This is a genomic window from Acidobacteriota bacterium (assembly GCA_030774055.1).
In the GTDB taxonomy this organism is placed as follows: Bacteria; Acidobacteriota; Terriglobia; order Terriglobales; family Acidobacteriaceae; genus JACPNR01.
Genome location: JALYLW010000097.1, coordinates 26,481 through 41,880 on the forward strand (window position 1 = coordinate 26,481; position 15,400 = coordinate 41,880).

General features: G+C 62.1%; 14 protein-coding genes. 13 read left to right on the forward strand and 1 reads right to left on the reverse strand.

What is annotated here, in order from left to right; translation table 11 throughout:
- The first annotated feature begins 84 nt into the window (after window positions 1-84).
- From M3P27_07950 to M3P27_07965, 4 genes are all read left to right on the forward strand, one after another.
- Window positions 85-909 carry a hypothetical protein gene (locus M3P27_07950; GenBank protein MDP9268242.1) on the forward strand — a complete coding sequence of 275 codons (825 nt, stop codon included), beginning with the start codon at window positions 85-87 and terminating at the stop codon, window positions 907-909.
- Window positions 910-1,354: 445 nt separating this feature from the next.
- Window positions 1,355-2,245, forward strand: a complete 891-nt coding sequence (locus M3P27_07955; GenBank protein MDP9268243.1) for an alpha/beta hydrolase — start codon at window positions 1,355-1,357, stop codon at window positions 2,243-2,245.
- Window positions 2,246-2,593: 348 nt separating this feature from the next.
- Entirely contained in the window at window positions 2,594-3,538 is a 945-nt protein-coding gene (locus tag M3P27_07960) for a hypothetical protein (GenBank protein ID MDP9268244.1), read from the forward strand.
- A gap of 115 nt (window positions 3,539-3,653) precedes the next feature.
- A complete protein-coding gene (locus tag M3P27_07965; protein ID MDP9268245.1) occupies window positions 3,654-4,481 on the forward strand; it encodes a DUF5694 domain-containing protein in 828 nt (275 codons plus the stop codon).
- A gap of 861 nt (window positions 4,482-5,342) precedes the next feature.
- Here M3P27_07965 and M3P27_07970 read toward each other — a convergent pair.
- Entirely contained in the window at window positions 5,343-5,546 is a 204-nt protein-coding gene (locus tag M3P27_07970) for a hypothetical protein (GenBank protein MDP9268246.1), read from the reverse strand.
- A 404-nt stretch (window positions 5,547-5,950) separates the two neighbouring features.
- On the opposite strand from M3P27_07970, the gene M3P27_07975 reads away from it, so the two are divergent.
- The 9 genes from M3P27_07975 (at window position 5,951) to M3P27_08015 (ending at window position 15,380) form a co-directional block, all read left to right on the forward strand.
- Window positions 5,951-6,601, forward strand: coding sequence for a hypothetical protein (locus M3P27_07975; protein MDP9268247.1), 651 nt, complete (start codon window positions 5,951-5,953; stop codon window positions 6,599-6,601).
- Window positions 6,602-6,839: 238 nt separating this feature from the next.
- Complete coding sequence (locus M3P27_07980; protein ID MDP9268248.1) at window positions 6,840-7,349, forward strand: hypothetical protein; 510 nt, start codon at window positions 6,840-6,842, stop codon at window positions 7,347-7,349.
- Between the two features lie 505 nt (window positions 7,350-7,854).
- Window positions 7,855-9,999, forward strand: coding sequence for a radical SAM protein (locus M3P27_07985; protein MDP9268249.1), 2,145 nt, complete (start codon window positions 7,855-7,857; stop codon window positions 9,997-9,999).
- Between the two features lie 133 nt (window positions 10,000-10,132).
- Window positions 10,133-10,606 (forward strand): nuclear transport factor 2 family protein, encoded by a 474-nt coding sequence (locus tag M3P27_07990; GenBank protein ID MDP9268250.1) that lies wholly within the window; start codon window positions 10,133-10,135, stop codon window positions 10,604-10,606.
- 332 nt (window positions 10,607-10,938) lie between these two features.
- Complete coding sequence (locus tag M3P27_07995; GenBank protein ID MDP9268251.1) at window positions 10,939-11,577, forward strand: prepilin-type N-terminal cleavage/methylation domain-containing protein; 639 nt, start codon at window positions 10,939-10,941, stop codon at window positions 11,575-11,577.
- A 42-nt stretch (window positions 11,578-11,619) separates the two neighbouring features.
- Complete coding sequence (locus M3P27_08000) at window positions 11,620-12,222, forward strand: prepilin-type N-terminal cleavage/methylation domain-containing protein (protein ID MDP9268252.1); 603 nt, start codon at window positions 11,620-11,622, stop codon at window positions 12,220-12,222.
- 12 nt (window positions 12,223-12,234) lie between these two features.
- Window positions 12,235-13,107, forward strand: coding sequence for a prepilin-type N-terminal cleavage/methylation domain-containing protein (locus M3P27_08005; GenBank protein ID MDP9268253.1), 873 nt, complete (start codon window positions 12,235-12,237; stop codon window positions 13,105-13,107).
- 33 nt (window positions 13,108-13,140) lie between these two features.
- Window positions 13,141-14,799 carry a hypothetical protein gene (locus M3P27_08010; GenBank protein ID MDP9268254.1) on the forward strand — a complete coding sequence of 553 codons (1,659 nt, stop codon included), beginning with the start codon at window positions 13,141-13,143 and terminating at the stop codon, window positions 14,797-14,799.
- Between the two features lie 23 nt (window positions 14,800-14,822).
- Complete coding sequence (locus tag M3P27_08015; protein ID MDP9268255.1) at window positions 14,823-15,380, forward strand: hypothetical protein; 558 nt, start codon at window positions 14,823-14,825, stop codon at window positions 15,378-15,380.
- Window positions 15,381-15,400 lie beyond the last annotated feature (20 nt).

Genomic DNA, 15,400 nt, shown 5'->3' on the forward strand with positions numbered 1-15,400 from the left:
CGCGGTGCGTTCCCAGGCTGATTCCTTTTGCACAGCCAACCTTTCGCTGGGGGTTTATCTTCTAATACATAGGGACTATGGGTTATGTTTTCCTGGGGTGCCATTCCGGTATTGCTGCTCACCGCCACCTTAACGGCGGCGCAGGGCTCTGCTCGCGCTGATGCGCTGCCGGAGGCGCCATCCGCATTCTCTTCTTCGCGCGATTCTTCTTCCCGTGACGCACAGAGCGGGCCGCTTCCCGCGGCTCTATCCACCACGCAGCAAGAGGCAGGACGGCAGCGCTTCCGCTCGCAGCTCGATGCGGTCCCGGGCGAGCCGCATCGCCTCACCGCCCAGGACAAGTTCCATGTCTTCGTGGAGCACACCAACTCGCCCTTCACCTTTGCTGCCGCCGGCGTTTCCGCCGGACTCGCGCAGGCCACGAACTCAAGCCCTGGCTTCAATCGGGGATGGGCGGGATACGGCAAGCGTTACGGCGCGGCGTTGGCGGATTCCGAGACCAGCGCTTTCTTCACCAAGTTCCTTATCCCGGTGATGGCGCGCCAGGATCCGCGCTTCAAGCGCAATGGCCGGGAACCATTCCTATCACGGCTGTTCGGCGCGGCGTCGCAGGTGGTGAACACGGTCGATGACGACGGCGATCCCGCGTTCAATTACTCGCAGGTGCTGGGCACGGTGGTCTCAGCCTCGATCGCCAACGCGTACTATCCTCCCGAATCGCGCGGCATGCGCCGCACCGCCAACCGCGCGGTGAATGGATTGGGCGGCGCGGCGGGCGCGAACGTGCTGCGCGAGTTCTGGCCCGACGTCAAGCGCCTGTTCGTCAGACGTAAGGTCAGCCGGCGCGAGGTCGAGGCCCTCAATTGGCGCACCGGTTCGCAGCCTAGCATCGTCCCCGAAGCCAAATAGCCGGGCCTGCGGTCGTCCTCGTAGAATGTCCGGGTTGAAGACGGAAACCTCAGAGCGCGACCAGGACCGCGAGAGCGCCGGACTGTGCGCCGACTGCCGGCACATGCGTCGCATCGCGTCTGACCGTGGTTCTATCTTCTATATGTGCAGCCTGTCGGCAACGGATGCGGCCTTCCCGAAGTATCCGCGGCTGCCGGTAGTGGCGTGTGCAGGATATGAAAAAGTAGCGCCGGCGTCCCGCCGGCTGTAGTGGCGGCATCCTGCCGCCGCTCGGCTCACCGAAAGGAACCCTAAGGCGCGCGCAAAAGCTTTCTGCCCCTCCGGGGATAGCCGCTCAATCTGAACTTTTATCTCAAACTAGGCGTAAGATTCTAACCACCTCGTCGCCACCGCATCCCACATCCCCTCAACCCAGCTCACAGCGCACCAAAAGAAGGAGAGCTCCATGCCGCACGTCACGGTTGGAAAAGAAAACTCGAGCAACATCGATCTTCATTACGAGGACCACGGCTCCGGCAAGCCGGTGGTGCTCATCCACGGATATCCGCTCAGCGGCACGTCGTGGGAGAAGCAGATCCCCGAACTGCTCGCCGCCGGCCACCGCGTGATCACCTATGACCGGCGCGGCTTTGGCAAATCGAGCCAGCCGACCACGGGCTACAACTACGATACTTTCGCCGCCGACCTGCACCACCTCATCCATCACCTCGAGCTGCACGACGCCACGCTGGTTGGGTTCTCCATGGGCGGTGGCGAGGTGGCGCGCTACATCGGTAAATATGGGACGAAAGCAGTGAGCCGCGCGGTGATCATGGGCGGCGTGCCGCCGTTCCTGCTCAAGACGGCGGACAATCCTGAAGGCGTGGACGGGGCGGTCTTCGCGGGCATCGAGAAGGCCATCAAGGCCGACCGCTATGCCTTCTTCAGCGAGTTCTTCAAGAACTTTTTCAACACCGATCTGCTCATGAACGACCAGAACGGCAAACGCATCAGCGAAGATGCGGTACGCGCAAGCTGGAACGTGGCCGCGGGATCGTCGGCGATCGCGAGCCTGGCGTGCGTGGCGACATGGGGCGAGGACTTCCGCGCTGACCTCGCGAAGATCGACGTGCCCACGCTGGTGATCCACGGCGAAGCGGATCGCATCGTGCCGCTCGCGGCTTCCGGCGCGCGGACGGCGAAACTGGTCAAGGGGGCGCGCCTGCACACCATCAAAGACGGGCCGCACGCCATTAACTGGACGCACGCCGAGGAGGTAAACGCCGAGTTGCTCAGCTTCCTCGCGGGCGCGAAGCGGGCCAGCTCGGCGCCGCAGTCGAAGGAAGGCGTGGCGTAGACGTTTTCTCTTTTGTAGTCGCGACTTGCTCATCAGGCCGGGTGTCTTGGGTGTGTGCTGTGCACGCCGAGGCATCCGGCTTTTTTCTGTCGCGACGCGCGCCGGACGCACAGGGATCACGTTCCGAGATAGACTCTGCCCATGGTCTACTTGCCCATGGTCTACTTGCCCATGGCCTACTGCAGGCGCCTGGCAAGTGTCGCGTTTCTACTCCTAGTGTTGATGGTCGTGGCGGCCGCGGCTCAAACCGCCGCGGCTCAAACCGCCGTGGCTCAAACCGCCGTGGCTCAAACCAATGCCCCCGGTGGAATCCCCGGTGCTGGAAATAAAGATTCCGATGGCGATGGCTTGAGCGATGACTTTGAGCAGGCGATCCTGCAGCGCTTCCAGCCCACCTTCCTGTTCTCCAAAGACGACTGCGCGAATGCCCCGACCGCTTTTGCGCCCGATACTCTTGCGCCCACACCGCTGCCGCATACCGAGGGCACGATCTATGGGCAAGTATCCCCGGGCCAAGCATCTCTCGCGCAGGGAACGGGAAGCGTTGGTGGGATAAGCGGGGGTGTGGTAAGCGGCGGCATGATCGAGGTCCACTACTTTCACCTCTGGGCGCGTGACTGCGGACAGCGTGGCCATCCGCTCGATGCCGAGCGTGTCTCCGTACTGCTGGAGAGGGAGCGCGGCGACTCCACCGCGGCCAACGATTGGACAGCGCTGTACTGGTACTCGTCCGCTCATGAAGCGACGGTGTGCGACGCGAGCCGGATCCACACCGCATCATCCTTGCAGGCGGAGACGGCCGGCCCAAGAGTCTGGGTATCGAAGGGCAAGCACGCCTCCTACCTGGAACAAGCACGATGCCGCCAGGGATGCCGAGCGGACAAGTGTGTCGACGTTCCCGAGGCCCTGACCTATTCGTCGGCGCTCGTGATCAACCTCGGCGAACCGGGACGCGCGATGAACGGCGCGAGCTGGGCGAACGCGGCGTCGTGGCAGCTATCCGCAAAGATGCAGAAGAGCGACTTCCTGGCGGCGGACCTCGACGCGCTTTCGGCCGCGCGCTCGACCGCGCTTTCATCAGGAGAGGGAACGTCGATCGCGGTGGGCGCGCGGCCGATGTCAGGATTCCAGACGGCCGTGGCCATCGCGTCCCAGCCTCCGCAGAAGACCGGGATGGCCCTCGACCAGGCGAGCCAGCATACCGACAGCGCTATCCAGCGCAGCGCGAAGGAAGTCCGCCGGTCGCTGATACGCGCATTCGCCAGCACGGTGGAGTTCGTCAGCGGTCGCTGAACGGCTGCCTCCGAGCCGGAAGAACCTTCCTTTCGCTGAAGACCGGATAACCGGATAACCAGCCCTGTGGTGGTGCGTCTACCAGGGAGAAGCACGCACATAGAGCGGAGGCTATATGAGGAAGATTTTCGTCTTGCTTGGGACGATGGCGATAGCGACAGCGTCTTCGGCTTCCTGGGCGCAATCGGACGCTCGTCCCGAGGCCACGCGCCCCGAGATCATGATCCTCGGGACGTATCACATGTCGAATCCCGGACACGATGTCTTCAACCTGCAAGCGGACGACGTGCAATCGCCGAAACGTCAGCAAGAGATCGCGCAACTGATGGAAGTGTTGCAGCGGTTTCGTCCCACCAAGATCGCGATCGAAGACGATGTCGGGGGCAAGCGAGCGCGACGAGAATATTCCGACTACCTTGCGGGGAAGTACACGCTTTCGCGCAACGAGATCGACCAGATCGGATATCGCCTGGCCAAGGAGCTGGGCCACAAGGCGATTTATCCCGTTGATGTGGATGGCGACTTCCCGCTGCTGCGGGCGATCAATTACGCGAAGGCCAACGGCCGCGCCGCCGAGTTCGACAAGATGCAAGCGCGCGTGGGCACGCGAGTGAAGGCGGAGGGTGATTTCCTGCGCTCGCATACGGTGCTCGAAACGCTGGCGTACATGAACTCCGACGCGATGGCAGCGCAAGCCATGGCCGAGTATTTCGACTTCGTCCCCTACGGCGAACCCTGGGAATATGCCGGGCCTGACCTGCTGGCCGCCTGGTATCAGAGGAACATCCGCATCTACTCCAATATCGTGAAGCTGGTGGAATCGCCGAACGAGCGGATCCTGGTGATCTATGGCGCCGGACACCTGGGATGGCTGCGGCAGGACGCCGCCAATGACCAGACGGTCAGGTTGCGGAAGCTGGCCGAGTTCACCGGGAAGCAGTAGCGGCCTAAGCAGTAGGGACCTTATCGGTGGAAGAGCGGGCCTTCAGGCTCGCGTAGACAAACGCGCTTCATATCCTTCCGCGCTGCCGCAGGCTCGCGCGCAACGAAGTGGAGCGCGATGAAAAAAAGACTTAGCCGGACCCACACCAGCAAAACCGGCTTGTTTGTGGCACCCTCATTGACGTGGGCCACCCGGCCCGGAGCGGATGGATCCAGCCCGCTTCAGCGGGCGGAAAGCGAGGCCGCCACGGCCGAGCAATAGCCCAGGGCGGAAGCCCTGGGAAAGAGAAAATGAAGATTCTTTCCGCGCTGCCCCGCCCCGCGGGGCCCGCGCGCAGTTAACGCGGAGCGCGATGAAAAAGACTTAGCCGGACCCACACCAGCAAAACCGGCTTGTGTGGGGGGCACCCTCATTGACGTGGGCACCCGGCCCAAAACCAGCTTGTGTGGGGCACCCGGCAGCCGGCAAAACCGGCTTGTGTGGGGCACCCGGCACCATTTCTTGTTGATTGCCCTGCAATATGTGCAACTTTCGCCCTTCTTTATCCCCAGCCTTCCACAGATTTCGCGGAAATCCACAGCGTTTCCCACAATCTTCCTTGCGAAATACTTGTGTTAAGCCGCACTCTGCATAGAGTTATTCACTAGGTGCACAAATTGCGTTATCACATCAGCAGTTACTGTTCCAGAGACCAGGGCCCCGGCGGGTAGTCAGCTCTTAAGCGCGGAGGTAGCCTTTTGATCTGGAAGCGAAAAAAGATGGACGGGCCCAAGCCAGCACCGCCGTGCGAGTGCCTATGCTGGGCGTGCGACAAGGGAATGCACTGCGGTAGGAAGCCTGAGTGCCAGCATCCCGCTCCAACTAAGCCGGGCAGAGCTTAGCGGCCGGATGGTCTTTGGGAGATTGGTTGCGCTTCAGCTCTTTGCTCACCCATTCAACGAAAGCCGTCTGGAACTCTTCCTGGCTGTATACGCCTTTGTGGATGAGCAACGTGTTCATCGCGTACACCGTCGCACGGAAGCCGTCGTCTCTGGAAGCAATCGCGAGCGCCTCTTCGAAAGACATCTTTAACTCTCCCATCGGGTCGCAGCAGGGTCGCTGAGCTGGTGCAATAAAACCATCAGTGCAGAGCGCAGTCAATAACAAACGCGGCAACTAGCCATCTCTTGCGGTGGAAATCGTGGATTTACAAACGGGTGTTCTGAATTCAGAACAAAAACGGGCCTCACCATTTCTCGGTCCCGCTTGCGGAGCCTGCGGCAGCAAGCTAGCTGGCTTGGCCCGCCGGGTGCCCCACACAAGGCGGTTTTGCTGGTGTGGGATTCGTATCAGGGCACGGCTCGTAGGTCAGGGCGTTCAGCCCTGACTCGCGAAGCGACAAGTTCCCAACACCGCGAGCGTAGCGAGCTACCACGCTGCCGCAGGCCCGCGCTCAGCAACGCGCAGCGCCGTCCTATACTTCCCCAGCTATGCCCTACAACGTCGCATCACGGAACGCGCTGGTCCATCCCGTACCAGCGAAGAACCTGAAGCGCTGGTTTGCCCGCGAGCTTCGCTACGTCAAACCAGTTGCCGCCCGAAAACTACTGCGCCACGTCTTCACTCATCTCGACGAGTTTGTCTCATGGCCCGAGCAGGCCGTACTGCTCTGGCAGGGATGTGATCGTCGCAAGCCCCCGGGAAAACAGCGTTATCACGCGTTCCCCGACCCTATCCGCGCATTCGCCAAGGAGCACCACGTGCGGCTGGACAGCCGTGCGAATGGCCCGGCGAAGGCGGCATTCGCCTACGCCGGCGGGCCACGGCCCGATCGCTACGGCAGCACCCAAGGCTGGACTGTCCACCATCTGTATTCCGGAAAATTTCCTTACGTCGGCAAGGACGCCACAATGCATGCCGTAAAGCACTGCGACCATTTCACGCAGAGCGCCGGGCTGGTCGCCGTTCACCCCATCGCGAATGCGATGTGCGACGAGTTCCCTTGTTTCTCCTGGCTGCTTCGCGCTGAGGCATTCCGTCGCTTCGGGTACGATCCCGACTCAGTATTCTCTAAGCGACAGGACAAGCTCGGCTTTGCGACCACCAGGCCTTGCGTTGTCTTCTACCGCGAGAAGACATAACGTCCCCTGCGGAATCCTTCACAATATCTCCCAGCAATACGACAATCTTTGTCATTGACAAGCAGTTTCCTATCGTCCTAAGATGCTTTCACCTTATGTTCGCCATGCCAAATCGCGCCAATAACCGGCCCCGAACGGACGCATTGGGTAACCCGATCCGCCATTGGGTTACCCAATCCGTAAAACGCTGAATCCACACAGAAAGCCCTCCGAAACCCCGGGGGGAGGGGGTAACCCAATGTCAGCTTCCCGAGCCACCGCCACCCAGAACCTGATCAAGGCCGCCGCCGCGGCGCCGCGCTGCCAGCACGTCCGCATCAACGGACAGCATTGCGCGGCCCCTGCCCGCACCGGCAGCAACTGGTGCATGTTCCACTACGGCGACTACGAAGGCGCTGCTTTCCCCACCACCGGCGTCCCCGAGGACGCGGCCAGCATCCAGCTTGAGGTCGGACGCGTCATCCGCCAGCTCCAGAGCCAGACTATCGAGACCAAGTCCGCCGCGCTCATCCTCTACGGACTCCAGGTCGCGAGCATGAACCTGCGGCGTCTCGGCAACGAGATGCCGATCGCGCCGGAAGTGGAAGAGGAAACGCGTCCTCTCGCCGCCGAAGGCCTGGGATACCGCATCTTCAGCCACCTCAACGCTCCGCCCGAACTCGCCGACGAGACGTTCTCCCGCTGCGTCGACCTCGTCCGCTTCGTTCGCGGCGAGACGCCCGTAACGGAAGCGGCGGACAACAAGTAACGGCGGGTCGTGCTGAGAGACCGAGAGCCCAGATGAATGGTCATGCTGAGAGACCGAGAGCCCAAATGAATGGTCATGCTGAGAGACCGAGAACCCAAATGAATGGTCATGCTGAGAAGCGTCAGCGAGGCCGCGTTCTCTCCAGCGGCCGAGTAGCGACGAAGTATCTCAGGTTCTCTCGGACAGACCTGAGATGCTTCGTCTCCGATACCCCGGCTGGAGAATGCGCGGGCCCCTCGGTTCCTCAGCATTGACACTTCCAAGAAAAGGAGATTGCGGACGGACGATGGTTCTACTCTCGTATTTTCAATGCTTTAGCCCATCATATGGCCTACCATTCACTGCCGATTCCTACCGTTTAATCCCTCATAACCCCCATTCATGCTTTCCGGCTTGGGGGTGGGTAGATGGTGCCTTAGCTTTGTCCATAGCCATACGTGTATTCAACGACTTAGTAAGACTGTTGCATTCGGCGGCATGGCCGCCATCAGGAGAGCACAGAGCGATGCACAAGCCGATCAAGTATGTGGAGAAAGCAATCACGCTCAGCGCGAAGGGCGCTTGGGCGGTGTTCGAGCGGATGAACCGCATTGCGCCGGCGCCGGCGTTCACGCCGAAGTGGTCGGAAAAGCCGCTGCTCAAGTCGTGGCAGAAGACCAAGCCGCCGCTCGGCTGGCCGCGCACGACCGATTCGCTGTGCCCGAAGTGCGTCCCTGAGATCCGCAACCAGATCCTCGATGGCAAGCTGCCGCACGAGATCCTGCTCAACGAAAAAGTGGGCGAGATCAAGGCGCAGATCATCGAGCGCAACGGCGAGATCCTGATGGTGAAGGACTGCCCCAAGCACGGTCACTTCGAAGACGTGATGGCGGTGGACACCGACTTCTTCCGCCATCTCGAGGAAGTCTTCCCCGGACGCGACATCGCGGCGCACGCCGATGAGAAGCTGCACAACCACGGGACCTCGACCGTAAAGCATGGACGCGGCTCGGTCTTGACCATCGACCTCACCAACCGCTGCAACATGATGTGCGACCCGTGCTTCATGGACGCGAACCAGGTTGGGTTCGTCCACGAGTTGAGCTGGGAAGAGATCAAGACCATGCTCGACAACGCCATCACCATCAAGCCGAAGCGGCAGATGAGCGTCCAGTTCTCCGGCGGTGAGCCCACGCTCTCGCCTTACTTCCTGGACGCGGTGCGCTACGCGCGCAAGGTGGGCTTCAACTCGGTGCAGGCGGCGACTAACGGCATCGAGTTCGCGAAGTCGAAAGAATTCTGCGAGCAGGCGGCTGAGGCCGGCTTGCGCTACGTCTATCTGCAGTTCGACGGCATCGGCAACGCGGCGAATTCGCATCGCGCCGTCGGCAACCTGTTCGACGTGAAGCTGCGCGCCATCGAGAACCTGCACTCCTCGGGCGTGGACATCGTTCCGGTCACGACCATCGTGAACGGCATCAACAACGAGCAGGTGGGACGCATCATCCAGTTCGCCCTCGATAATCCGCGCAAGATCAGCTTCCTCTCGTTCCAGCCGGTGTCGTTCACCGGACGCGATGAGGAGATCACCGACGAGCGTCGCCAGGCGCAGCGCTACACGCTGAGCCACCTGGCGCACGACGTGAAGACGCAGACTGGCCTGGGCGAGCCCGCGCGCGATTGGTTCCCCATCTCGTTCATGTCCACCTTCAGCGATTGGGCCGACCTGATCCATGGCCCGTCCGCCGACTGGGGACAGCTCTCCTGCGGCTGCCATCCCAACTGCGGTGTGGGCATGGCGGTGATGATCGACAAGGAAACGAAAGAAGCCAAGGCGGTGACCGAGTTCCTCTACGGCGACCAGCTGGCAAAAGATATTGCCAAGGTCAACGACGCCGGCCGCGGCCGGTTCTTGAGTGTGGTTGGGATGGCGCTGGCGCTGATGCGGAACTACGATCCCTACAAGTCGCCGCGGCACTTCCGCTTGATCGACCTGATGCGCAAGTTCGACAAGACATTCGGCGCGTCCAAGAAAGCCGAAGTGAAGTACGGTTCGGTGAAGGGCGAGCGCACCATCGAAGACATCACCAAGCGCCGCCAGGACCGCTGGAACTTCCTGTTCATCGCCGGCATGTGGTTCCAGGACCTGTGGAACTACGACTTCCGGCGCACCGAGCAGTGCATCATCCCGTACGCCACGCAGGAAGGCGAGATCAGCTTCTGCGCGTACAACACGGGCGTGGGCTGGCGGAACATCATCGAGAAGATGCACATGACCGCGACCCTCACCAAGTGGTACGAGGAGAATGGACGGCACGAGATCTTTGCCGGCGGCAAGAAGGTGGGCATGGATTCCGCCGCGCACTCGCTCAACCTGAACGAGGCGCACGTCCACGCCGAACGCAATCACACGCTCGACGACCTGGGCATCGCCAAGACGGCGCGGGAAGAGAAGACGCGCGCGCGCGACGCGAAGCTCGCGGGCACGGCGCCCGATGCGAAGGCCGTTGATCCGAAAAACCAGGATCCGAAAAACCAGGAGATGATGAAGCTGTATCGCAAGCACGTCCTCGGCGAGAAGGATGCGGAGGCGTTCGTGCCGCTCCTGGGCATCGCGCCGGCTCCGAAGAAGGTAGAAGAGAAAGTCTCGGAGGCGGTGGCGGGAGACTAGGACTTCGTTCCAAAGGTCGGGTTAAGGGAAACGCCGTCCCGCGCAGCGGGGCGGCGTGTTGTTTTCCCGGCGACCTTGGGCTCCCATTAGCTTTTTCACAAATGGCGTTACTCTCGCATTACAATCCCTCGCCATGTCCTTGCCCACGACCTCACGCCGCGTCGCCTCGCTCGCGCTCGTCCTTTGCCTCGCCCTGCCGCTGGTCTCCTGCTGGGAAGAGAAGCAGCCCGCCACGTGGAAGCTGGCGACCGGGCCCGAGGCCTACGAGAAGCTGTTCTGGGATGAGGTCAAAGCGAAGAACTGGGCGGAGGTCGAGCGCCACATGGGCTCGACGTTCGTGGCCATCGACGCTGAGGGCACACACGACCGTTCGCGTTCGATGGAGCTGCTGAAGCAGCTCGACCTGCAGGACTATTCGCTCGGCGAATTGCAGGGCACGCCCAATGGCCACGACATCATGGTGACCTACACCATGGTGATGCGCGGCACCTATAAAGGACAGCCGTTGCCCTCCACGCCCTTCCGCATGATGAGCGTGTGGCAGCAAGTGAAAGGTGGTTGGATCGCGGTCGCGCATGCCGACGTGGTGGTTGCGCCGACCCCCTGAGCGTCCGTTCCGCAGGGCGACCGCGCTTCCCGAAATGTAACCTTTCGTTACATTTTCCTAGCGGTAGAATCCTGCCCGGCTCGACCGCTTCCCCGCAAGTCCATGTACCTTAGGCATTTACCCTAGCGGTTCCCGGTGGTACTCAGGATGCATTTAGGTGTACTATCGCTGCCATCTCTCCCCCGGCAGGTCTGCTTTTAGTCCTAGGGCTACGCGGTGCAGCTGCTTCGCTCTCGCGTCTGACGACGCGCGGTGCGGCGCGCATCAGCCGCTCACCCGGCGCCTGAAGTCAGCGTTCGGCCGCCAAGATGCGGCAGAAGAGAGCTTGCGCAATGACGATCGATAGTCAGCGGCCCCGGAGACGGCAGGGCGGATTCACCCTGATCGAGTTGCTGATCGTGATAGCGATCATGCTTGTGATCTCGGCGATGGCGATGCCGAACATCATGAACTCGATCGACGACATCCGTATACGCGGCACCATGCGCGACATCATCGGACTGATGCAGACTGCTCGCCAGCGCGCCATCAAAGACAACAACTATTACCAGCTCGCTATCACGCCTGACAACCGCACGGCTTTCGTCGACCTGAATGGGGACGGCGTCCTCACCAGCGGCGGCGTGAACTCCGAGCCCGCGGTGCAGATCCCCGTCAGCATCCTGCTGGGCAACGCAGGCGCGCCGGTGTGGGCGCCATCGACTACGCTGGGACCGAACTTCAATCCCACAATGAACGTGCCACCGGCGTTCAACAATCGCGGATTGCCTTGCATCGTGGGCGGCGGAAACTGTGTCACGCGCACCGGTGGCATGGTTCCCGGCCTGCCGGGCGCGAACGTTGCCTTCCAGTTTTATTTCAGCCAGACGCGCACTTTCGGGCCGCAGGGTTGGGCGGCGGTCACGGTCACGCCCGCCGGCCGCATGAAGGCCTGGTACTACGAGCCGCGCACTGGCCGTTGGAACGAGTAAATGAATCACCAGCAGCGAGCGAGGAAGAGCAGCGAGGAAGAGATGATGAAGCTTACCCATCCATGGATCCGCCGGGCGCGGGGCAACCAGCAGCGCGGCATGTCGATGATCGAGTTGCTGATCGCCATGACGGTGCTGGCCATCGGCGTCTCGGGCATCCTCTCACTGGTGTTGCTGGCCATCGCGGCCAACCAGCGCAGCAAGGGCGACACCACCTCGACCATGCTGGCGCAGCTGGTGATCGAGCAGGCGCAGATGGTGCCGGCGAACGGCGTGGTGGCAGGTGGCGCCGGTGGGACCATCAATGTTCCCACCGTCACGGTAAGAGACTGTGCCAACACCGCGCAGGTCATCCGCTTGACCGCCGGGGGCGCGAACGTGACGGCCGGAGGACTGATCGATTGGTCGCAGTTGCCAGCGGCGGTGCCAGCGGGATTCCAGATGAACTACGCGGCGTGCATGCCCAACGCGGGCGCAAACCAGTGGATGCTCTATGACGTGCGCTGGAACATCACGCAACCGTATGGCGCGATGAGCAAACAGATCGTGGTGTCGGCCCGCCCTGCGGCGGCGCAGTTCGGCGGCGCGGCCAACTTCAAGAATTTTGCCACGCCGGTCACGCTGCGCACCGTCGTGAGCCAGTAGGAGAGGAAAGCGATGCCCAGGCAAAGAGGTTTTTCGCTGGTCGAACTGATGATCGTGCTCGTGATCCTCACCATCGTGATGGGCGTGATCTTCCAGCAGATCGTGAGCTTGCAGCGCCGCTCGCGCGCGGAAGAGACCAAGCAAGACATCTTCTCCGAAGGGCGCGAGTTCGTGGAACAGTTCTCGCGTGACATCCACCAGGCCGGCTATCCCTCGTACAAGGCATACTCCGCCGTGCTGATCCCGAGCGACGCGCGCCTGGCGGTGGGCATCGTGCGCGCCACTCCTACCGACCTGGTGATCGAAGGCGATGTGGATGGCGACGGCCTGGTCGACAGCATCGAGTACACGGTGTGTAACAGCGCCGGCGTCTGCGCCTCGCCCGGCACTCCCAACCCGGGGGGAACCTGCCCCTGCAGCTTGCAGCGCAGCCAGGTGGTGAAGCTGGGGGGAACCAATCCGTGGGCGCAACCCACCAGCCCAAGCACGCAGGTGAATGGACTGATCAACAGCGCGGGCCTGGGCGGCGGCGGCGCCAGCCTGCTCATCACCGGACAGAGCGCGCTGCCCACTGGCGTGCAGGGCGCCTTCGTCGCGCAGAACGATGACGTGTTGTTCCAAGGCATGAAGAACCAGCCGGTATTCACCTACTACGACGTGACCGGCACCCAGCTGGCAGTCAATACCGATATCTCCGGGGCCGCCGGCCAGAACGTGATCCGCAGCATCCGCACCGTGCGCATCGCGGTGAACCTGCTGGGCAGCACCGCGGACGGCCAGACCGGGATGAAGCCTTCCGCCGCGCTCGGCGCGATCGCGAAGCTGGCGAACTGTTCGATGTATTCCGGCGGGGTCGCCGGCATACCAGCCGTCACCGGCTGCTGAGTAATACGGGTTAGGATCGAGAAGGAGAGGGTTATGAGAAGGCTGATCGCGACGCGGGCGGCGAAGAGCGCAGGACGCCTGAGCGGACGGCACCAGGGTGAGCGCGGCATCGCGCTGATCATCGCGCTGTTCGCGTTGTTGCTGCTCTCTGCCATCGCCATGGGGATGATGTACATGGCCAACACCGAGATGACGGTCAACAACAACTATCGTGACGCCCAGTCGGCGTTCTACGCCTCGCAAGCCGGATTGCAGGAAGCGCGTCTGCGCATCTTGAATGACGCTTCCGGCGGCATCCCGATGGGCCTGGGAATGGCCTTGGTGACTCCAACCGCCATGCCGACTAACGGCACCGCCACATCCGCTTACTACATCCTCAACCCGCTCGGCGCTGAGGTGATACGGCCGTGGGACCAGAGCGCCAACAACGTCTATCGCGATGACGAGCTCTGCAAGGAGCAGTACGCCATCACTGGGGGGGCCGGTAACGTCGGCACCCCGGGATTGAAGTGTGCGGTGGCGCCGGGCGCCACTTATCCCAACGGAACCGACTGGTTCACCCCGGTCGCGGCCAGCAACCTGGGCGGCGCGGGCAACAATTACTTCAAGTGGGTACGCATCACGAAAAAGCAGAACAGCTCATCCGCGCCCTACCAGGTGGATCCAGCGGGCGCAGCTACGCAAGGCGTCTGCTTCAATGGCAGGACGGAGGTGCTGCTGCCGGCGGGCAATGCGAGCTGCGAGACCGTGGCGCTGCTGCCCGGTCAGATCCAGGGCATGACCACCGTTTACAGCGTGAGCTCGCTGGCCCTGGGCCCGACGGGGGCGCGCCGCATGACGCAAATGGAGATGGCCATCATGCCGCCCATCTACGCCAACGCCGCAGTGGATTCGCTAGATCACGTCACCCTGAACGGCCAATTGACCGTGAACGGCTACGACAACTGTTCCTGCATCGACTTGCAGATCATGACCTGCAACAACTCGGGCAAGTCTCCAGGAACCGGCACCAAGCTTTGCACCAGCCCACCGATCATGGGTGACCGCCCTGGCCATGTCTGCGACGCGAGCAAGTACGCCATCTTCTCTTCGAACACGGTGGACAACCCGGGTCAGTCGGAGACTATTCTTGCCGGTCAGACTCCACCGGTCGCGCAGAACCAGTCGTGGCCGTATGACATCCCGACGATGATCCAGCAGTATCAGTCGAATGCGGTTCCGGTCACCAGCGCGCCTTACAACTGGACGTGTACGCCGGGAACCGCGGGGCCGCCGCCGGTGAATGGCAATTGCGGCACGCATTCGAGCCAGAAATTCGGCACCGCGCCTGCGTTCCCACCCACGCCGCCCGACAATCCAATCGGAGCGGTACCGCAGGTCACGTACATCCCGGGTGATGCGCAGTTGACTTCGAGCGCGTCCGGCGCGGGCGTTTTGATCATCGACGGCGACCTCGACATCCACGGCGGTTTGCAGTTCTACGGGTTGATCCTGGTGCGCGGTGTAGTGAAGTTCACCGGCGGCGGCTCGGATGCGACCAACATCTTCGGCGCCATCCTGGCCGGCCAGGAATCGCTGGTGGATAACGTCCTCGGCGGCAGCGCGATCATCAACTTTGACGCGTGCTCGCTCTCCAAGACCAAGATCAACAACCCGCCCAATGTCTTGGTGGCGCGGGAAGTGATGTACTAAGCTGTAGGAATCCAGGGAGACTTATGAAACGCTTTTCGCTCGTCATCATCGTGGCCGTTGCGGCGCTCTTCGCCCTGCCGGCCGTGGCGCAACAGCAGCAGGATGAATCGTCGCTCGGCGCGCTCTCCAAGCAAGCCAAGGAGAAGAAGGCCGCCCGGGTGCTGACCGAAGACGACATCAGCAGCACCGCAACCGCTCCGGCCCAGACCACCGACGCGGCCGCGGAAGAAGACAAAGATAAAGACAAGAAACCCGTTGCCGACGCCGAGGACGATCGCTCCGATGTGGACAAGGCGAAGGACGACGTGAAGAAGTGGACGCACGAGGAAGAGTCGCTCAAAAGCAAACTCGCTACCCTGCAGGAGAAGGAAGCAAACGAGCCGAGCGAGTTCCGCAAGCAGATGTACCGCGACGCCTACAACAACCAGCAAACCACGCTGGGCGAGCTGGCGGAGAAACGCGCCAAGGCGGAGAAGGAACTCGCCGAAGCGCAGGCGAAAGAGAGCGAAGAAGGTCCGAAGCCGAAGAAAGCGAAGAAGGCTGCCGAAGGGACCGCAGACCAGTCCACCCCGCCGCAGTAAACTGCGGCGCGAAGCATCAC